We start from the raw sequence: 17,010 nt of genomic DNA, 5'->3' as shown, positions 1-17,010 counted from the left end.
TCGGTAATAAGGGGTTTCGGGCTAACGGCTGCGCTGGATCAGGGTCTGCCGCTGTTCGAGCTGCTGTTCGCGGTGCTCGCAGGCGGCCTCGGTGAGGCTGAGCCGGGATGCGGACTGGTGGGCGGAATCAATGGCCTCGCTGGTGTCCTGGAGGTGGTATTCGGCCCACTGCAGCGGGTGTTCGGCGCTGCCGATGGCGTCGGTGGGCGCGATCGGCTCGCCCAGCTCGTCCACGCGCAACGCGTCCGGGGACTGCCGCAGTTCGGCGTACTGATTGCGGATGACGCGGATGTCGCGGCGCAGCTGACGCACCCGGTCCTCGATACCGCCGATGTCGTTGTAGAGATCGGACGGAACGGGCAGGATCGGGTCATTACCGTTGTGGGACATGGGTGTTCACTCCTCGTTTGCGGTGCGGTCGGTCGTGACCGGGGCCAAGCGGTTCGCGGGCATCGCAGCGGTGTAGCGCAGGGAGATGAGGTGCTCGGCGGCATCCAGGCGCAGTCGATCCAGTTCCGGGAGGTCGCATTTCACGTCCCAGCGGCGGCGGCGCTCGAACTCGTCGAACAGTGCGGCGCGGTGGTCCCACCAGGTGTTGTGGTCCTGCCAGGCGCTGGTGGGGTCCTGGCAGATGACGCTGGCGGCCTCGATCTCGGCGATCAACGCCGGCACCGGCAGTGACTGCAGGCTGTGACGGCGGTGCTCGGTCGCCAGCAGCTGGGGCGCGTACTTCGCGCGGATCCTCGCGTGCCGCTCACGGTCGGTGCGGGTGGCGGCGAGGCGGCCAGCGGTCCGCGCGGCGCGCAGGCGATCGAGTTCGGCGCGGTCGCCCGGTGCGAGTCGTCGGCGCGCGATGCCGTCGCGGACCTTGTCGGGCAGCTCGTATTCGACGACGGCGACGAGTCCGCCGAGCACGACGGCTCCGGCGGCGATTCCCGCGCCGACGCCGATGGCGATGCCTCGAACAGTGTGCTGGTTCATAGGTTTTCGGTTCCTTCGGTGAGGGGATGGTGGGATGCGTCGGGCAGCGACGCGGGTGAGCACCATGAGCAGTCGCGGCGTTCGCGGATGCGGTGCTCGATCAGCCACGCTGCGACCACGTAGGTCGGGACGTGGTTGAACTCGTGGGCGATGGCCGACAGAGTCGCGCCCTGGGACCACGATTCGCAGGCGTAGAAGCCCAAACCGTCCGGGCTGATCCACTGGTCGAACGGGCCAGTGAATTCGGCGTCGATGTAGTCGCGGACCAGGGCGGCGAGGTCGCTGCCGGTGCAGGTGTCGAACCGGTCGTCACGGGCCGCGGCAATCGCGTGATGCGGGAACAGTTTCACGGCTGCACCGCCTCGATGCGGGCGGCGAGGGCGCGGCACGCGGTCTCGTGCTCACCGAGCGCAACCGCCAAACCGGTCAGCAGCTCCCGGGCGGTCTCGATCTCCAAGAAGACTGTGATGATCGGGGCGAACCCGCGCGGATCGCCACTGTCGAACGTGGCCCACACCGACGACCCCGTGGGCGAGTGCCGGTACTCGACCTTGCGCAGGTGCAGGTCAGCGACTTGGGAAGTGATGAAGGTGGACATCACGCCGCCGCTTCTGACTGGGCGGAGGATTTGATCGCCTGTGCGGCCTTGTAGGCGTTGCGGGCGGTCTCGACCGAGCAGTCCAGCCTGACCGCGATCCGCTCCCAGGTCATCCGGGCATCGAGCAGGGCGTTCACTCGGGACTGGAAGTCGGGATCATTCCACCGCTGAGTCCTGTCCTGCGGGCCCCGTTCCTTGCTCACCGGGGCGGCCGGCTCGCCACTCGCGGCGACATCGGCGAGCTGCCTGCGCGCGATGTCGGCGATCTCCGGGCGGTTGTGTGGGTTCGGGATCCACACCGAGGCGACTACGCATTCCACCAGGTCCGTGCGCAGCGCCAGTTCCGCGCACTCGGCCAGTACCGGGCAGCCCGCGCAGATCCGCTGGGCGGCATGTACCCCACGCAGGCTGGAAGGGAAGAAGGTGTCGGGATAGACAGTGGCACAGGCTTTTTCGGTCCACACCACCCCAGGGACGGCAGAGCTAGAGCTACCGAAGAAGTCGAAGGCGTTCATTCCCGCTCCTCGCAGCCGGATTCGTCGATGCTGTCGGCGGTGTCGTCGTCGGGGTCCAGGCCGAGGAGCTGTTTGCTGAACTGCCAGTCGATGTAGGACTGCGCGTCGCTGGCCTGCAGGATGCGGGCGTACTGCGCGTAGACGGTTTCGGCGTAGGTGTCGCTGTCGGACGGCGGGACGTGGTCGGGGTCCGGGTCGGTCATTCGGAACACCGCAGGGGTTTCGGCCTCGATGCCGAGGAACAGCCGGCCCTTGTCCGCGGGCGGGATCGGGGCGCGGACGATGGCGGTGGCCAGCTGGTACCACATGCCGCGCACCAGCCCGAACTGCCAGCTCTCGGTGGAGTCCTCGCGCTCGAACAGTCCCAGCGAGCGGGCATGGTCCTCGCAGGCGAAGCGGACGGCCTGTTCCAAGTACAGCGCGACGAGCTCGTCGAGCCATTCGGTGATCTCGTCGGCCGTGATCATCGGTGCGGGGTGGATGGTGTGGGTTGCGTTGTGGGTCATGGTCTTTCACTCCTCTGCCATGTTGGTCAGGCGGTGGTGGTGCGGGCGGATTCGTGGCATGCACGGGCGGCGGCGAGACGGGCTACGCGGCGGCTGACCGCCCGGCACAGGCCGCGGATGATGGCGGCGATGCTGCGAGTGACGGCGGTGACGAGCACGGCCAGAACCTGTGGGATGGGTGGGCGCAGGGCGGCGTTCCACCACAGGTAGGCGATCCAGCCCAGCCCGTAGCCGGCCAGCGGGACCGCGACCACGGCGGCCTGGCCCCACACGACGAACACGACAGCGGCGAGAACCAGTGCCGATCCGCCGATACCGGTTTGCAGCAACCGCGGCCGCAACCCGGCCCCCGGCCCCGCGCCGAGCATCGGCTGTTCGCCGGGGGTGTCGTCGGTGGTGACCAGCCGCAGGACGGGCTTGCCCGGCGTGGGTTCGGTGGGGGCGTCGTGGCCGAGGGGAAACGGTGCGCCGGCGGCGTGGGCGGCGGCGGCGAGGAAGTCGCTGACCTCATCGGCGAGGATCTCCCCCATCACCTTCGGGTCGCGGGACTCGCGGTCCTCGCGGGGGTCATGGTCATCGTGTTCGTGGTCGTCATCGTGGCCGTAGTTGCGGATGATGCGCATAGTTGTTGTGCTCCAATCGATTTCAGGTCAGGAAGCGGACGGGGCGGGGTCGCCGTCGACGGCGTCGCCGGTGGCGCTGGCGCGGCGCAGCGCTTCGGCGGCCGCGGTGCCGGGCAGCGGGGACAGTTCGGCCAGCACGATGGGGACGATGTGGCCGAACCAGGCGCGGCCCGCCTTGGCGTAGACGAATTCGCCGGTCTGGAAGCGGCGCACCCGGTCGGGATCCACCAGCCACCGCTCGCCCACCTGCACCTGGCCCTCGTCGCCGGTGCGCTGGCCTTTGATCAGGTGCCGCGAGGGCAGGATGGTGCGCACCGAGCCGAAGTGCTTGCACAGCTCACCGAGGTTTTCGCCGTAGCCGATCAGCAGCCCGCCCGCGCACGCCTTCAACAGCCGATCCAGCGACCACTTGTCGGCAGCGGCGCCCTCGGGGGATTGGACGGCGAAGACCATCGAAACCCCTTGGGAGCGGCCGCGTTCGCCGACTTCCTCCAGCCCGATCGATCCCTTCTTCGTGGTCAGGGCGGAGGCTTCGTCGAGGTAGCAGGTGACCGAGCGGCGCAGGTGCTTCTTGGTGCGGCCGGCGCGCTGCATGACCAGCCGCAAGGACGCCGCGACTTGGGCGCGGGCGGCGTCCTTGTCCAGGGCGGGCACGGTCATGAACAGCACCGTCAGCTCGTCGATGCGTTTGCCGCCCCGGTCGAACACCATCTGCCCGGCCTCGTCGGTGAGCTGCTCGAACAGGTTGGTGCACTTGATGAGCGCGTCGTCGATCTGCGGCACCCTCTCCGCCTGCAGGGCGTCCACTTGCCGCACCACGTCGGGGGCGTGGCCCCACATGTCTTTGATGACATCGGGATTCATTCGCCGCAGAATCTCGGCCGGTCCGTCGGGGGTGCCGATCGGGGCGCAGATGACCAAATCGATTACGCGGCGCCGCATCTCGTCGAAGTGCTGGCCCTCGCTGGTGGTGGCCTCGCCGGCGTTGAGCAGATCACCCACGATGGCGCGCATGTCGCGGGCGGGCATGGTCTGCTTGTCCCAGATATCCAGGCGGTCCCCGCCCGGCATCACCATGCCGATCTCCTCGCGTGGAATGCCGAGCGCAATGGCGATGGACAGGATTTCCAGGCCGAGGTTCTTGTCGTCTTCGCCGCCCTTGCAGGTGATGATCACCAGCTGCGGTTTCGGGTGGCGGGCGGCCATGCCGGGCACGTCCTTCCACCGCTGCCAGGCCCGCCACTCGTAGTCGAACACCGCGATGGCGTCGCGCTTGATCAGCTCGGTCTTACCGGCACCGGTACCGGCCACGATGCCGCGATGCCGCTTGACCTCCCGGTGCGGCACGGTCAGCCAATGCTGGTGCGGCTGGGTGAGTTCGCGCCACAGACCCGGCGGACGCGCGGTGGCACGGTCGGCGAGGGTGCCGAGCACGATCGCGGCGCCGGCGCTGTAGGGCGCGCCCAGCTTCGCCGCACGGGCCGCGGCACGGAACTTGCGCGCGGCCAGGGCTTCCTTGACCCGTTCGGTGCGTTCGAGATCCTTCAACCCTCGGGTGTTGGTCTTGAGCACCAGGTTCGCCCACCAGTAGGTGGCGGCCAGCATCGCGACCGGCGCACCCAGCGCGAGCATCATCCGCGCGCCCGCCCAGTTCCCGGCCGCGACCTCGCATGCGCCGGTCCAGAACAGGGTGAACGGGCTCGACCACGAGCCGCCGGCCACCGCGGACAGCAGCGGCAGCACCAGCGCCCCGAAGGCGAAGTTGCGCAACCGGTTCGGCTCCAGCGGCCACCAGTAGGCGACCGCCATGATCAGGATCAACATGGCGACCACCACCAGCCCGGCGGTCAGTGAGACGCCGGTGACGTGGGCGGCCTGCGACAGATCAGGGGCGCTCCAGCCCGTGGGCACGATCTCCGGCATGCCGGGCGGGGTCTCCGGGCCGATCTGGTCCAGACCGTTCCCGCGCGGTGCGGGGGTGGTCGTGGTGGTGGGTGAGATGTCGAAGATCACCGGCGGGTCGGCGTGGTCGCAGTCCTGCGGGGTGATCAGGGGTTTGCATTCGCTGCTCATGATGCTTCCTGGGAAAGGTGAGTTGCCTTGCGGCGGAGCCGATTTGCCTTCTTCACCGCGCGCAGCTCGCGGCGGCGGGTGACGAAGGCGTCCCAGTCCTCGTCGAAGTCGCCGACGGCGAACAGGAGCTTGATCCGGGCCAGTTCCGCCGGCAGCCGGGTGTGCGCGGCCTCGACGGCATTGATGACCGCCTTCGTGCGGCACAGGTAGAGGAGGCCGATCAGCTTGTGCGGCTGCGCTTCTCGCGCGGCGCGGATCGCGCCCTGCAGGGCGGTATCCAGGGAGCTGGGGTCCTTCTTGCTGAGTTCGACCTCGACCGCCCACCAGCCGTGGGTGCCGTCGACCACGCCGAGGAACCAGCCGTCATGCACGTGCGGGCGGCCCGGCATCGGTTCGCGGCTGCTACTGAACTCCAGAACTGGTCGCGTGTGCTGCCGTTCGGCCTCGACGCGGGCGTGTTTCTCGGCTTCGTGGCGCAGAATTCGTTCCGACACCCACAGATCCGGGTCGGAGCCGACCAGCATGATCCGGGCCTGCGCGACCGCGCGGTAATGGTTGGCGAACATCAGCGAGGGCTGCCAGTCCGAGGGGCGCCACCCCAGCACCCGGCCGGCGGGATCGCGTTTCGGGACCGCCCACGCCCGCCCGCGCTGGGCCTGCATCAGCGGATGCACCGCCCCGTAGTCGATCAGCGCGTGCACGATCGCGTAGGCCGTGGACTCGTAGACATTGAGGAACTCGGCCAGCACATCGATCTGCATGCCGTGCATGTGAATCAGCGCGGTCAAGGTCTCGGACTGGCGCTCGGTGAGCTTGCCCTTGCGCGGCCCCGGCAGCACCCGGCCCATCGACCCGGCCGGCACCCCCAGCTCCGCGGCGATCTCGCTGATGCGAAACCCCTGCTCCCGCAATGCAGTTGCCTCACCCAGGCAGTTCTCCACCTGCCGCAGGGTGATGCCGAGCAGCTCGCGGATCTGCCCGTAGGACAGTCCGTTGTCGCGCAGGCCACCGATAATCTGGGCGCGGTGACGTCGCTCCAATGCCGTGTACCGGTCCGCCTTCTTGTTGTGGTTCATCGGGTTCGCCTCCGATCGCTGGATTTGTCGGTCCAGGCGGCTTCGACCTGGTCGAGCCGTCGATCGAGTTCGGCCGCGGGCAGCGACCGAGCCCAGTTCGGCAAGGGCGGTCCCCACTGCCCGGTGCGCGGGCGATCGGCATGGCGCGCGGCGATGTCGCGGCGGGCCCGGAGCACGACCGCCCGCAGGTCTTCGGGGTCGGATTCGCGGCGCGGTGTCACTCCGCACATCGGGCAGCGGCGCGACGCTCCGCCTTCCCGTTTGAGCTGCCGTTCGCGGCCGCGAGTGCCGTCCCACGTGCGCGCCAGCTGGAATCCGATGCCCGCGTTGCGGATCACGGCCATCAACCGGGCACCGCGCCCGTCGCGATGCTCGGCCAGCCGCGCGTCCAGATCAGCGGTCCAACCGGTGTAGTGGCGGGCGTGCCGATACGGTCGGTCGAAGTGCAGCAGATACACAGTGCCCTTGGGCTTTTCGCGGTTCATCGGCTGCGCTCCGCCCTGCGATCCGGCGCCTGCGTGGCGCGGCGAGCGGCCAGGTCGGCGCGAGCCTGCACGATTAGCTCGCGCATGTCGCTGGCGTCCACACCGCGGCGCTCGCACGCATCGACCGAGCGCACCCAGCGGGCGATCCGCAGCGACTCCAGTTGCGCCGGCGTCGGTTCCCGCTTAGGCACCGCGGCCTCGCTGTCGTACAGGTAGGCCCGCAGCAGTCCGTAGCGACTGTTCCGCAGCACCTGCGCCTCGTACTCATCGACGGGACGTAGATTCTCCTGCGCCAGTTGACGTTTCGTGCGCAGGTGTTGCGGCGCTGCCCGCCACGGATAGGTGGGGATTCCGTACCGCTCCCCCGCGGGGTCGTGAAACCGGGCGTTCATCGCGACCGCTCGATTCCACCGCGAGGCATCTGCGGCCGTGCCGCCAGCTGCGCTGCCCGTTGCGCCTGGAGCTTCTCGACGAACGCGCGCCCGAACACGGCTTCGTTCACCGCATCCTTTGCGGCGTCATAGTCCGTCCACACCGATTCGTGGATCTCGTCCCAGTGCCGCTGCTTGGCCCGCTCGCTGCCGCAATCGCAAAAGTCCTTGCGCTCCATCGACTCGATGGCAGCGGTGAGCATGTCGTCGATGACCTCGTCGACCACCCGCATGCGGTGCTCTTCGGCGCGCAACGCGGCCAGATCCGGCTGCCGGTCCTGCGGGGTCATCGCTCCTCCAGGACCAGCTCGAACAGCTTGGAACTCAACCGAGCCGCGTCGATGGTCAGCGTCCGCATCGGCGTGGTCACCACACCGCCGGCGGATTCCTTCCGTACGACGGTGCACACGACCGCGCACCGCGTACGCCCGTTGGAGTCGGTGCTGGGCTGCCCGACCTGCTCGACCCGCAACGTGCGGATATCACTGCGACCAGGCAGTGCGTCCCGATACCACTGCCCGACACGGACGGCCTGATTTCTCTTGGTCATCGGGTCACCCCCGATGTGAGCGGAGCCTGCCGGTCGACATGCACGCAGTCGATACGGCTGGCCTCATCGGCGCGGCAGACGTTCACCGACGCCGGCATGGTCGGGGTCTGCTGCTCCAACTGGATGCCGACCACGATCCCGGCCGCGAACAGCACCAGACCGACGAAAATCGGCAACCGCCACCGCAGCGGCGCGGCCTGAAAACCCGCCTCCAGCAACCCATTCGGGTCGTACTCGGGCCGCCCATAGGGCGACAACCCGATCTGACGGCGCGCGTACTCTTGACTGTTCATCGCCGACCACCCCGCCAGCTGCGGCGCGGACGTACGAGGATGTACAGGCCGATCAGAAACGCGGGAACCAGGATGACCTCGGGAGCCACGATCAGCGCGAAAGCCAACGACATAGCGGCGAACACGAGAAGCGCGGTGCGGGCCCTCATGCCACGCCCCTGCCACCGAACGGAATGCCAAGTTCCAGCAGCTCTGCGCGGTCGATTCGAATGATCTTCGGGCCGAAGCGATAGCCAGTCAGGAGGCCGTCGTTGATCCAATTCAGGATCGTGCGATCGGTCACCTTGATCGCTTTTGCGGCCTCTTGGACGGTCAGCATCACTTCGCTGGCCGTCGTCGGTCGTACAGGTGATTTCAGGGATTTTCTAGAACGGGTCACTGTGGTCACTCCTTCGATACCAACTGACGAAAACTGTTGGTAACCAGGAGAACTCGCAGGTAGGCACCTTGCGCAGACTGCTCACGGGAGCTTGAGCGCTCGGGTGGCGCTCGCGCCTTCGAGCCGAGCGCCATCGCGAGCGCCGGACGTGAACGATGATCAAGATTGCCCGGAAAGCGTATGTTGGTCGGGTGAAGGATCTGCTGACGACCGCGACGTCCACAGAGGTTCAGAGCCTCAGTACCCGCATCGCCGTCCTGCCGGTTGGCAGCTTCGAGCAGCACGGCGGATTCCATCCGTTAATCACGGACACGGTGATCGCCTCCGCCATCGCGGATCGGATCGCAGGTGATTACAGCCTCTTCCTGCTCCCCCCAATCACCTTCTCGTGCTCGCACGAGCACACCGCGTTCGCCGGCACCGTGAGCATCAGTGCCTCCACCCTCATCGCGATGATTCAGGACATCGCCAACTCACTGACGGCCTCCGGCGTCGACAAATTGGTCATCGTCAATGGCCATGGCGGAAACTACGTGCTGCAAAACGTCGTCCAAGAGGCCAATGCCGGCAACCCAACAATGACGCTCTTCCCCGGCAGGACGGACTGGGACGCGGCCCGCGGCGAAGCGGCGATGCAGACCAACGGCCACGAAGACATGCACGCTGGCGAGCTGGAAACGTCGATCCTTCTTCACGTTGCGCCGCAGATGTTGCGCCCTGGCTACGAGGATGCCGATTGGCGCGCCGACGAGCGCCCCTTCTTGCTTGTCTCCGGGATGCAGGAGTACACCGAGACAGGCGTTATCGGCTTCCCATCGCTCGGCACATCCGAGAAGGGCGAGCGCGCACTTGCATCGCTGTCGCGCTCCTTCAAGGAGCACCTCCAGCGGCTGTCCCCCTAGGTCACACCAAATCCGTTACTGCGGACTCGAATTCGCGGATAGCATCGCCCTGTACAGGCCGGACACGCTGTGCAAGGTGCTTCAAGACTCCGAGCGCTCTCGCCGAAGGGGCAGAACGGATCACTGACGCAGCTTGAATGCCAGCCTGCGCACCAGCCTCGAACTGGCCGGCATCAATGCACGCCGACGCGAGCCGTACGGTGCACAGTCCCTGATCACGGCGCTGTGCTTTCGGCCAGTCGCTGAGCGCCATAGTGTAGGTCTCGATCGCACGTTCAGGCTGCCCAAGTCGAACCCAGCTTTGCGCCGCCTCCATTTCGATATAGGAGGGTGTGCAGTACAGCGCCAACGAGCTCGGCCCCGCAGCATCGACAGATAAGACTTGCTCCATGGCCTGGTCCAGCGCCTTTCGGCACTCATCCGCTTCGCCGGTCATCGCGTAGGCGTTCGCCAGCTGCCGAAGCGCCACAGCTCGTAACTCCGGCGGGATCGCATCCCACTCACGCAGAGCCGCATTACCCAATCCCAATCCCTGCTGGGCATAACCACTCTCGGTAGCGATGTTGCTTCGCCGTTGCAGGACATAGGATCTGAGGTGCGGATCGTACAGCTCCTCGGCGTAGTCCATCGCTCGGTTCGTCCAGTAGAGCGCGCACCGCAGATCCCCAGAATCTTGGTAGAGCCAGCCAGCGAACTCGCAGAACCGCGTGCCGACTTGCAGCAGCGCGGGCCTCATCTCACCGCGGGCCTTGCCGCAAAGATCCTGAACCAACTGAAGTTCGCCATCGAGCGTGCCCAGGACATACCGCGGCCCCGATAGCGCATCCATCCTGGCATGCGCATCCAGGAGCGCCGTGAGGTGCTCGATGAACGCCGGATCGACGGTCTCGAACGGCAGCGAGAAGGGATCTTGACGTGCCTTCGGCATCTCCACCTCGGCGTCGATGCCGCCCGCCGGCTGGTCGGAATACCCGATATCCGCAGCGGTTAGCGCACGGCCGGAAGCGATGCTGAGCACGGCCACCATCACGTCAATGGTTCGCTGCTTCGGGCGATTTCCGCCTGATAGATACCGGAGAATGTTGGCACTCTTCAGCGATACAACAGGTCCGTTGTCCTGAGAGCTGTAGACCTTCATCCTCTTTGCAAGACCCGTGGGTTGGATGCCCAACTCCGCGAGCAGCACCTTCAGACGGTCGTTCGACTGTGCAATGCCTGAAGGGCCGGAACGTGGGGGCTGTAGCACTTGCCACCCGTTTGGGCGAATGCCGGTGTCTGCCATAGGAATTCTCCAAATGACTGGTATTTCCACCAGTTTCGAACATCGTAGCGCACAGCACCGACAGCCTTCAGAGAACAGCGACCACTGAGGAACATCCTCCATTTACGGTCCCCCAAACTTCAATGACACTCTGACGCAAGGGGCTACTCGGCTGCTGCCCGACCTCCCGCTTGTGGTCCGATCGCAGATTGCCCATGCGTGGAACGCAAGGTCCGCACCTGAACCCCCGCCTTGTGGTCCCCGATTTGTGGTCATCTCTTTGTGGTTCCCTCCCTTTTGGTCACCACCTCCTTCCTCATACCTTCAGCTTGATTGGCTCCCAACAGCATTCGTGGTTGCTCGCTCGCTCGGCCGACACTCTCTTCAGCGAAGCGGGAGAGAGTGTCGGCCGAGCGAGCGAGCAACCACGCACCGAAGGTGCAGGTCAAAGCCATCTAGCAACCCTAGCGTCTTCGGAATCTCATTTGCATGCCTTCCGAATCGACTCCGCATTGATTCCGCATGCGTTCCGCATGCTGGTAGCGGCGACCCCTCCCCGACAAGGTCATCTGGCGGCGGTCCAGCGCACCCGAGTGCAACGGCACATCGGGAAGAACCGCCCCCAAAGTCTCGCGTGGTGACGAGATCCATTGCAATGGATACGATTTGATCGTGTTCTCTCAGTTACTCGGCACCTTGAGTGGCGTGATCATCGGCGGCGCACTCACTTTCCTGGCGTCGTACGTCAACGAACGGTCGAAATGGAACCGCGCCCAGGCTGCGCGATGGGATGAGCGCCGGCTACTTGCCTACGCGGACTACCTGATCGTCACCAGGAAGATGCATGCCCTTGCAGGGCAACTGGTTTCGTCGAGAAGAAGCACGCTGGCGCCTGCGGCAACACATGAGGCCGAACTTGCGCAGCTTGCCGAGTTGGAGCTTGAGCGCATCCAGCGATGGCAGGAGGTCCAATTGCTGGGAAGCACCCATGCCATCGAGGTCGGAGACGAACTCAATAGGTGCACCTGGACTTTGGAGTGGTTCGCTCAAGACAAGCTGAATAGTGTCAGCGATTGGAATCTGATCAACCGTGAGGCTTATCGATTGCGCAAGGACTTCGGTACCGCAGCACGCTTGGACCTCGGCGTCACAGGCCACAGCCTTCCCAAACCTGAATGGCTTGATGAATGGACACCCCGAAATCACCTGGCCAACGTGCGAGAGCGAACACAGACGCCCCCGGTTAGCTGATTCCATCTACGCGGCCTTCTGCCCCGATGGCGGCCCCACACTCAGAAGTCAGACAGTCATCGATCATGCCTGCGACCCGCAGATGACGTGCGGACGGTAGTCGAGTGTGATGAAGGACAGCCATACCTGAGTTGCCGCTACCGGGCCGCAGCCATCGAGGCCGCAGCGGCCGCCACCTCGGTCTCTGTCAATATCGGTAACCTATGGCCTGAAATCCACGGGCCACCTCGTCCATTCGTCGAACCGAACTTCACTGAAGTTGCAGTCCCGATAGAACGCTCCCTTCGCAGTCCGTTGTTCAACAGGTGAACCTCCATCAGGACCAACTGACTCAAAACCTGAACTAGCTCCGGTTGGCTCGCTGAACTTGGCGCCGCGAGCATCGGCCCACATCAGAGTCGTCCCTTCCATCGTCGCGTCGAGCAAGAATGAATGCCGTAGGTCAGCAGTTGCAAGGATGGCATTCCTGAGGTTGGCCCACATTAGATATGAGCCCTGCAGGTTCGCATGATCCAGGTGCGCAGATGCCAGGTTGGTTTCGATTAAATGCGACTCCTTCAGCGCGACGTACCTCATCGTCGCTCCGGCAAGGTTGGCGCGGTCGAGCACAGCCTTCGTCAGGTTCGCCTTGGATAACTCGGCACCCACCAGGTTGGCACCTTCCAGTTCGGCATTCGCTAAACAGGTATTCGACAGGTCGACGAACTCCGTACGATCCGGGTCGCGCCGACCGATGACGGTCAGAACGGCTTGCACGTCCGTTGGCGGCTCGTCTTGAGGGTTTACACCGCATTCGCGTCCATTCGGAGCGTGGGTCCGTACGAAGGCGCTCAGCACCTCAACGATCGACGTGCGGTCGTTCGGCGAGTCACTCGCGAGCCGCTCAAGCAGGTAGATACCACCCAATCGAACATCCAGTTTCTCGTCACCGAGCTGTTCGATCGCCTTCGCGAACCTGTCGGTGATGGCGGTTTGCCGAGCCAACCCAGCCTGGTCACTGGTCGCTCGCAGCGACTGGTTCGTAAACCACAGTGCCGCCAGAGCTGCGATCGTCGTAACCATCGACGCCAACTTCGCCCAGCCTCCCCACCCGAAGAATTCCCGACTCACACGCTTCACTTGCGTTCGGCGAGTGGCCGGCGGTGTCAAGGAGTGGATTCGATTCAACCGGCGCCGTGGACCGGTCGCCCCCGTTCTTGATGTCACCGGTTGATGATCCACCAAAATCCTTGCACTGCCCAATCTTTCATGGGGGTTCACTGCCGCCTGAGGAGCTCATGTCATCGGTAACCATTGCGGCAATCCAGTCCATTGAAAACCACAGGACCACGGTCCGATGCCAGAGCAGGCTGGAACAGCGCCACGCACGCGCCGCAGGCGTGAAGGATGTGGCCTCAGCATTGGCTGGCAGCGCCGTTGAGGAGGTATGCCATCCGCCCGAAGGTTCCTCCGCTCTCGCAGAGCACGTAACCTTCAGGGCAGAAGATCGGCGGCGGAAAGACGCAGCCACGCTCGGCACGCAGGAGATCGTCGTTGTCGATCGCTCGGCCGTCCGGATGCCAGAACCAGACATGCGGCCGCCAATTCGAACGCATGCGCGAATGGGAGATGAGCGGCTTCTCATGCTAACGATGTGGCGGACGAAGCACACTCGTGTCGGATTTGCGACAAGAGGGCACCCGGTGCCGGCGGCATGATGCGCCCGAGTGCAGGGCACAGATCGAGAAACGGAACAGGACAGATCCTTACATGCTCATACCGAATCCGGCGGAGTAGCGGCGATTCACTTCGCCGGGCGAACCGCGGCCAACGGCTGCTGCGGATCACTGGCATGGATTTCGACGAAGACGAACGTCAAGCCCTTTTCGACGAAGGTGTCGATCCGGATGACCCGGCCACGCACGCAGACCAGCAATGGGTGTCAGATCTGTTGCGCTGCTACGGCATGGATCTACTGTTCGGCGAATCATGAACGCCCCGTTCGCATCCCGGCTTCAAACTGTTCAAAGCCGTGACCGCCGTAGGCATGGCAGGGACCTTACGGCGGCTACGAACTCATCCACCTCGCATGCAGCCGCAGGCCGCGCCAAACAGGCTTGCGCTCAGCGGCGGTATGGAAGCGACGGGTGACCGCAGCGAAGTCACCGTGCGTCGGCTTCCGGGCTGGCCCCTGCCTCGACAAAATCACCAGCCTCGGCTCATACAGCCAGATTTCGACCTTGACACCAGGTCTTCGTCGGCAGCGCGTGGCGTGAGTCTGGTGAGGCCCAGGCGGTGCGCGGCGAGACCTCCCCGACTTCGTAAACACATCTCCGCGGTGCGCGAACTCGCTTCAGCCAGAGCAACATACTCGGTCTCCGGCTAGTTGTAGCCCGGACCGTCGTCATCGTCACCGGCCCTACCTGATTCCAGCTCCGGGAAGACCCAATTCGGCGGAAGTTCCGCCTTAAGAATAGGGAACGGGGGCCGCAACTCTGGAGTATCTGCGGAGCCTTCGTCAAGCTCGTCGATAGAAAGCGTTCGCTTCAGCTCTTCCCTAAAATCCTCGCTCTCGATTCCCGCAATTATGTTCCACGCATTCCACATTAGCTCCGAAAGTCCGATACGCGCGTTTGTACGCCCTGAAGCTATGCCGTCGATGAGATCGATCTTGACCGATTTTCCACTTACCCGAGCGAAAGCACTATCGACACGAACCGACGTTCCCAGAGTTTCACTTACTCGATGCACTAGATCGCTAGTAGCAATATCGGTTCCATCGCTAGAAGAAAACCTCACTGCCATGCCCTGATCGTCACGAACGCCGATCTCTGTCAAGGTGAGTTTCGCGTTCTCAGCACGCGTATACACCTTCGCCAAGGTTGGCGGCTCATCCAACCAACGCTCTTCCTCCGAGCTTGAGGGAGCCTTTCCAACCCAACCTTGATATCCACCACCGCGGAGTGACAAGATTCCATTTTCGACCTGCCATATTAGGGGATCAACATGCAGGTCCGAACGAACAGTCTTGCGAATACTGCATCGGCTCGCCATCAGCTTCTCAGTCGCCACTCCCATCATCAGCTGAAGCCTCGACTGCGTTCCGACGAGATTCAATCCCTGGAACGATTCGAGCGAGATTGCATTGCCAACCTGAGTCCAGAATTCCTCGGCGTCATCAGCATCCTCGGGGACAATATCGAGAAGTTGACGCAGCAGCGAAGACGAAAGGCTTTCTCCGATGGAGCTAACGGCTCCCGGAAAATCCATTACCGCAGCGCCGCCACTTATCCACGCCGCCTCCAAGAGATGGCTAAACTCAGCACTTGACCGTGGGTCCAGAAGATCCTCTACAACTTGGAGTGCGTCAGCAGTCCGTGCGCGATCTGCTTCGAGAGCGCCAGTGAACCCTGTCTCAACCCGTTCCGCAATGGCCGGCGCCACGGAGTCCTCGACTAGTCCGCGGCCGCCACGCATCACGTAGGAAGAGAAAATACGGCCCGTACGCTGAGACCTAGGCCCGTCGAGTAGACCAATTGCAGGGACACTGGTAACCAGACTTTTCGTCGCACTTGCCGATCGCCCAAGCGAATCAAGGGCATCGCGCGGCGTAACTCTATCGCCGTACGGCCGAAACTCACTCAACTGTACAAATATGGGCTGCTTGTCAGCAAGGTTGACAACATCCTCCTCGATTTCTTGCGCATAGGAACTTGCCCGTAGAAATACCAAGCGGTCAGGCCGATCATTCCAGCGAAGAACGAAATCCGGAAGATATGAATGATTGAAGTTGTCCGTGAAGAGAAGCTGAGCACCTCTATCCGCACCAGATATTGCCTGGGCGGCCAGTTGCTTGATTCTTCTGATCGACTCATCGTAGTCGGATATCTGAGCGGCCTCCTGAAGGTCTTCATACGAAGTCATCGCACACTCTCGCTCGCGTTCTCGATGATGAACTTCTCAATTACACCATGGTGTTCCCTGGAGAGCGTCAGATGCTCAATCTGCTTCTCCGAAAGAATTATAAGCCACAACCTGTCAGAGACAGCTTTCGCCGTATCCATACAAAAGAAAGAAGCAGGATCCTGGTCTGGCGTGAAATTTACGTCCACAACATTCTTGTTCAGCACCGCGAACTTCACCTCATCGACGGTTGTGAGGCTGTCCCATTTGGTGGTGCCATGAGGCGCAAACGCAATCCAAAAGAAGTTATCAGCCATTATGTGATCCAACACCACTGCGCGATAGCAATGAGCCAAGAATGCCCGATAATGCGTGCCTAGATCACTCGCCTTTTCATAATTCTTGCACTCAGCGAGAAAATACTGACCTTCGAGATCTCCGCCTCTCAATCGTCCGCCAAGATCGAACGAAAATACCGACTGAGAGTCCTCATAGTGTGCCTTCTTCAGGGTCAGCTTCTTTGCCGCAAGGCGATCCGGATTGACAAGATCCGCGCACACTCGGGTGCTCCGGTCAAGCCATCGCTTCGCAAGAAGCGCTCCCTCGCGCCCCTTCGCCTGCTCGGTTTCACCCACTAGCTCACCGACCCCACCATGCACACAGCACCATGCATAGAAGGCTACGGTGCCGCCCGACTTCGTCAAACTGAACCCGCAGGTTTCCTGAAGATTGGCACACCATGTCATAGCCACCGCCGCATGCTCCCTCCACACCGCCGTTCAATCCACACGCAGCCGAGGTCGCGTTCCCTGCCGTCCTCGATGGCCGAAGGCATCAACATGGAAATAGAGCCAGCGCGGTAGCCTTCCCACTACTGCCTAACCGTTCGTTGGACCCTCCCCTCACCACAGTCGGCTGCAGCAAGGATGATGAGACGAAATCCATTGCGCGAGAGTAACTTCTGCCACCGACATGAACCGTCGAGATTGCGACCATCCCCCAATCAGCGGTCGACTCTGAAGCTGTCGCAACGGGACCACACGCCGCACCCATGGCTGAACAGCTCCCAGGCCACTTGGCTAAGAACAGCACCCCGCTTGTCGAAACCCGCTCCCCGGAGGGCGATCGCCGACCATCAAGGCCGGTGTTACATAACGATCCGCGCCCTGAGGAGTCGGCAAAGCTTGGGACCAAGTTGGGACCA

At 63.6% G+C, this 17,010-nt stretch carries 24 protein-coding genes; 3 read left to right on the top strand and 21 right to left on the bottom strand.

Annotation, left to right across the window (positions count from 1 at the left end; genetic code table 11):
* Window positions 1-21: 21 nt before the first annotated feature.
* Genes H0264_RS18750 through H0264_RS18675 form a run of 16 tightly spaced genes read right to left on the bottom strand, consistent with a single transcriptional unit; the run spans window position 22 to window position 8,519 of the window.
* Entirely contained in the window at window positions 22-390 is a 369-nt protein-coding gene (locus tag H0264_RS18750; protein ID WP_181585163.1) for a hypothetical protein, read from the bottom strand.
* A gap of 6 nt (window positions 391-396) precedes the next feature.
* Entirely contained in the window at window positions 397-981 is a 585-nt protein-coding gene (locus H0264_RS18745) for a hypothetical protein (protein WP_181585162.1), read from the bottom strand.
* The gene (locus tag H0264_RS18740; RefSeq protein ID WP_181585161.1) at window positions 978-1,331 is read right to left on the bottom strand and encodes a hypothetical protein; all 354 of its coding nucleotides are present in this window, start codon (window positions 1,329-1,331) and stop codon (window positions 978-980) included. The genes H0264_RS18745 and H0264_RS18740 overlap by 4 nt, the downstream gene beginning before the upstream one ends.
* On the bottom strand, window positions 1,328-1,579 hold the full coding sequence (locus H0264_RS18735; protein ID WP_181585160.1) for a hypothetical protein: 252 nt from the start codon (window positions 1,577-1,579) through the stop codon (window positions 1,328-1,330). Before H0264_RS18735 ends, H0264_RS18740 begins: the two co-directional genes overlap by 4 nt.
* Window positions 1,579-2,094 carry a WhiB family transcriptional regulator gene (locus H0264_RS18730; protein ID WP_181585159.1) on the bottom strand — a complete coding sequence of 172 codons (516 nt, stop codon included), beginning with the start codon at window positions 2,092-2,094 and terminating at the stop codon, window positions 1,579-1,581. The genes H0264_RS18735 and H0264_RS18730 overlap by 1 nt, the downstream gene beginning before the upstream one ends.
* Window positions 2,091-2,600: a hypothetical protein gene (locus tag H0264_RS18725; protein WP_181585158.1), complete on the bottom strand. Its 510-nt coding sequence runs from the start codon at window positions 2,598-2,600 to the stop codon at window positions 2,091-2,093. Before H0264_RS18725 ends, H0264_RS18730 begins: the two co-directional genes overlap by 4 nt.
* Before the next feature lie 26 nt (window positions 2,601-2,626).
* A complete protein-coding gene (locus H0264_RS18720) occupies window positions 2,627-3,223 on the bottom strand; it encodes a hypothetical protein (RefSeq protein WP_181585157.1) in 597 nt (198 codons plus the stop codon).
* 27 nt (window positions 3,224-3,250) lie between these two features.
* Window positions 3,251-5,296: a type IV secretory system conjugative DNA transfer family protein gene (locus H0264_RS18715; protein WP_181585156.1), complete on the bottom strand. Its 2,046-nt coding sequence runs from the start codon at window positions 5,294-5,296 to the stop codon at window positions 3,251-3,253.
* Window positions 5,293-6,372, bottom strand: coding sequence for a hypothetical protein (locus H0264_RS18710; protein WP_181585155.1), 1,080 nt, complete (start codon window positions 6,370-6,372; stop codon window positions 5,293-5,295). Before H0264_RS18710 ends, H0264_RS18715 begins: the two co-directional genes overlap by 4 nt.
* Window positions 6,369-6,857, bottom strand: a complete 489-nt coding sequence (locus H0264_RS18705; protein ID WP_181585154.1) for a GIY-YIG nuclease family protein — start codon at window positions 6,855-6,857, stop codon at window positions 6,369-6,371. The genes H0264_RS18710 and H0264_RS18705 overlap by 4 nt, the downstream gene beginning before the upstream one ends.
* The gene (locus H0264_RS18700) at window positions 6,854-7,249 is read right to left on the bottom strand and encodes a hypothetical protein (RefSeq protein WP_181585153.1); all 396 of its coding nucleotides are present in this window, start codon (window positions 7,247-7,249) and stop codon (window positions 6,854-6,856) included. The genes H0264_RS18705 and H0264_RS18700 overlap by 4 nt, the downstream gene beginning before the upstream one ends.
* Complete coding sequence (locus tag H0264_RS18695; RefSeq protein WP_181585152.1) at window positions 7,246-7,578, bottom strand: hypothetical protein; 333 nt, start codon at window positions 7,576-7,578, stop codon at window positions 7,246-7,248. Before H0264_RS18695 ends, H0264_RS18700 begins: the two co-directional genes overlap by 4 nt.
* Window positions 7,575-7,838, bottom strand: a complete 264-nt coding sequence (locus tag H0264_RS18690) for a hypothetical protein (RefSeq protein WP_181585151.1) — start codon at window positions 7,836-7,838, stop codon at window positions 7,575-7,577. Before H0264_RS18690 ends, H0264_RS18695 begins: the two co-directional genes overlap by 4 nt.
* Window positions 7,835-8,131: a hypothetical protein gene (locus H0264_RS18685; protein WP_181585150.1), complete on the bottom strand. Its 297-nt coding sequence runs from the start codon at window positions 8,129-8,131 to the stop codon at window positions 7,835-7,837. The genes H0264_RS18690 and H0264_RS18685 overlap by 4 nt, the downstream gene beginning before the upstream one ends.
* Entirely contained in the window at window positions 8,128-8,280 is a 153-nt protein-coding gene (locus H0264_RS18680; protein WP_181585149.1) for a hypothetical protein, read from the bottom strand. Before H0264_RS18680 ends, H0264_RS18685 begins: the two co-directional genes overlap by 4 nt.
* Window positions 8,277-8,519, bottom strand: coding sequence for a helix-turn-helix domain-containing protein (locus H0264_RS18675; protein ID WP_244976224.1), 243 nt, complete (start codon window positions 8,517-8,519; stop codon window positions 8,277-8,279). Before H0264_RS18675 ends, H0264_RS18680 begins: the two co-directional genes overlap by 4 nt.
* A 182-nt stretch (window positions 8,520-8,701) precedes the next feature.
* On the opposite strand from H0264_RS18675, the gene H0264_RS18670 reads away from it, so the two are divergent.
* Window positions 8,702-9,412 carry a creatininase family protein gene (locus H0264_RS18670; RefSeq protein ID WP_231086342.1) on the top strand — a complete coding sequence of 237 codons (711 nt, stop codon included), beginning with the start codon at window positions 8,702-8,704 and terminating at the stop codon, window positions 9,410-9,412.
* 1 nt (window position 9,413) lies between these two features.
* On the opposite strand, the gene H0264_RS18665 is transcribed toward H0264_RS18670, so the two are convergent.
* Complete coding sequence (locus H0264_RS18665; protein ID WP_181585147.1) at window positions 9,414-10,598, bottom strand: NsdA family TPR-like regulatory protein; 1,185 nt, start codon at window positions 10,596-10,598, stop codon at window positions 9,414-9,416.
* A gap of 747 nt (window positions 10,599-11,345) precedes the next feature.
* Between H0264_RS18665 and H0264_RS18660 the strand changes: the two genes are divergently transcribed.
* On the top strand, window positions 11,346-11,924 hold the full coding sequence (locus tag H0264_RS18660; RefSeq protein ID WP_181585146.1) for a hypothetical protein: 579 nt from the start codon (window positions 11,346-11,348) through the stop codon (window positions 11,922-11,924).
* Between the two features lie 201 nt (window positions 11,925-12,125).
* Here the strand turns inward: H0264_RS18660 and H0264_RS18655 are convergent, their stop codons facing one another.
* Both H0264_RS18655 and H0264_RS18650 read right to left on the bottom strand, forming a co-directional pair.
* The gene (locus H0264_RS18655; RefSeq protein WP_181585145.1) at window positions 12,126-12,986 is read right to left on the bottom strand and encodes a pentapeptide repeat-containing protein; all 861 of its coding nucleotides are present in this window, start codon (window positions 12,984-12,986) and stop codon (window positions 12,126-12,128) included.
* A gap of 332 nt (window positions 12,987-13,318) precedes the next feature.
* Window positions 13,319-13,519, bottom strand: a complete 201-nt coding sequence (locus tag H0264_RS18650) for a hypothetical protein (RefSeq protein WP_181585144.1) — start codon at window positions 13,517-13,519, stop codon at window positions 13,319-13,321.
* A gap of 236 nt (window positions 13,520-13,755) precedes the next feature.
* Here H0264_RS18650 and H0264_RS18645 point away from each other — a divergent pair, with 236 nt between their 5' ends.
* A complete protein-coding gene (locus H0264_RS18645) occupies window positions 13,756-13,896 on the top strand; it encodes a hypothetical protein (RefSeq protein ID WP_181585143.1) in 141 nt (46 codons plus the stop codon).
* 389 nt (window positions 13,897-14,285) lie between these two features.
* Here H0264_RS18645 and H0264_RS18640 read toward each other — a convergent pair whose 3' ends face one another.
* Together H0264_RS18640 and H0264_RS18635 are read right to left on the bottom strand one after the other, a co-directional pair.
* The gene (locus tag H0264_RS18640; protein WP_181585142.1) at window positions 14,286-15,827 is read right to left on the bottom strand and encodes a hypothetical protein; all 1,542 of its coding nucleotides are present in this window, start codon (window positions 15,825-15,827) and stop codon (window positions 14,286-14,288) included.
* Complete coding sequence (locus tag H0264_RS18635) at window positions 15,824-16,558, bottom strand: hypothetical protein (RefSeq protein WP_181585141.1); 735 nt, start codon at window positions 16,556-16,558, stop codon at window positions 15,824-15,826. The genes H0264_RS18640 and H0264_RS18635 overlap by 4 nt, the downstream gene beginning before the upstream one ends.
* Window positions 16,559-17,010 lie beyond the last annotated feature (452 nt).

The sequence above is a fragment of the Nocardia huaxiensis genome (assembly GCF_013744875.1).
Lineage (GTDB): Bacteria > Actinomycetota > Actinomycetes > Mycobacteriales > Mycobacteriaceae > Nocardia > Nocardia huaxiensis.
This window is presented reverse-complemented; position numbering and strand designations above follow the sequence as displayed.

Excerpts from the sequence above, each read along its gene's own strand:
- H0264_RS18750 (WP_181585163.1), bottom strand. The coding sequence starts at position 390 with ATGTCCCACAACGGTAATGACCCGATCCTGCCCGTTCCGTCCGATCTC.
- H0264_RS18745 (WP_181585162.1), bottom strand. The coding sequence starts at position 981 with ATGAACCAGCACACTGTTCGAGGCATCGCCATCGGCGTCGGCGCGGGA.
- H0264_RS18735 (WP_181585160.1), bottom strand. The coding sequence starts at position 1,579 with ATGTCCACCTTCATCACTTCCCAAGTCGCTGACCTGCACCTGCGCAAG.
- H0264_RS18730 (WP_181585159.1), bottom strand. The coding sequence starts at position 2,094 with ATGAACGCCTTCGACTTCTTCGGTAGCTCTAGCTCTGCCGTCCCTGGG.
- H0264_RS18725 (WP_181585158.1), bottom strand. The coding sequence starts at position 2,600 with ATGACCCACAACGCAACCCACACCATCCACCCCGCACCGATGATCACG.
- H0264_RS18720 (WP_181585157.1), bottom strand. The coding sequence starts at position 3,223 with ATGCGCATCATCCGCAACTACGGCCACGATGACGACCACGAACACGAT.
- H0264_RS18715 (WP_181585156.1), bottom strand. The coding sequence starts at position 5,296 with ATGAGCAGCGAATGCAAACCCCTGATCACCCCGCAGGACTGCGACCAC.
- H0264_RS18710 (WP_181585155.1), bottom strand. The coding sequence starts at position 6,372 with ATGAACCACAACAAGAAGGCGGACCGGTACACGGCATTGGAGCGACGT.
- H0264_RS18705 (WP_181585154.1), bottom strand. The coding sequence starts at position 6,857 with ATGAACCGCGAAAAGCCCAAGGGCACTGTGTATCTGCTGCACTTCGAC.
- H0264_RS18700 (WP_181585153.1), bottom strand. The coding sequence starts at position 7,249 with ATGAACGCCCGGTTTCACGACCCCGCGGGGGAGCGGTACGGAATCCCC.
- H0264_RS18695 (WP_181585152.1), bottom strand. The coding sequence starts at position 7,578 with ATGACCCCGCAGGACCGGCAGCCGGATCTGGCCGCGTTGCGCGCCGAA.
- H0264_RS18690 (WP_181585151.1), bottom strand. The coding sequence starts at position 7,838 with ATGACCAAGAGAAATCAGGCCGTCCGTGTCGGGCAGTGGTATCGGGAC.
- H0264_RS18685 (WP_181585150.1), bottom strand. The coding sequence starts at position 8,131 with ATGAACAGTCAAGAGTACGCGCGCCGTCAGATCGGGTTGTCGCCCTAT.
- H0264_RS18680 (WP_181585149.1), bottom strand. The coding sequence starts at position 8,280 with ATGAGGGCCCGCACCGCGCTTCTCGTGTTCGCCGCTATGTCGTTGGCT.
- H0264_RS18655 (WP_181585145.1), bottom strand. The coding sequence starts at position 12,986 with ATGGTTACGACGATCGCAGCTCTGGCGGCACTGTGGTTTACGAACCAG.
- H0264_RS18650 (WP_181585144.1), bottom strand. The coding sequence starts at position 13,519 with ATGCGTTCGAATTGGCGGCCGCATGTCTGGTTCTGGCATCCGGACGGC.
- H0264_RS18645 (WP_181585143.1), top strand. The coding sequence starts at position 13,756 with ATGGATTTCGACGAAGACGAACGTCAAGCCCTTTTCGACGAAGGTGTC.
- H0264_RS18640 (WP_181585142.1), bottom strand. The coding sequence starts at position 15,827 with ATGACTTCGTATGAAGACCTTCAGGAGGCCGCTCAGATATCCGACTAC.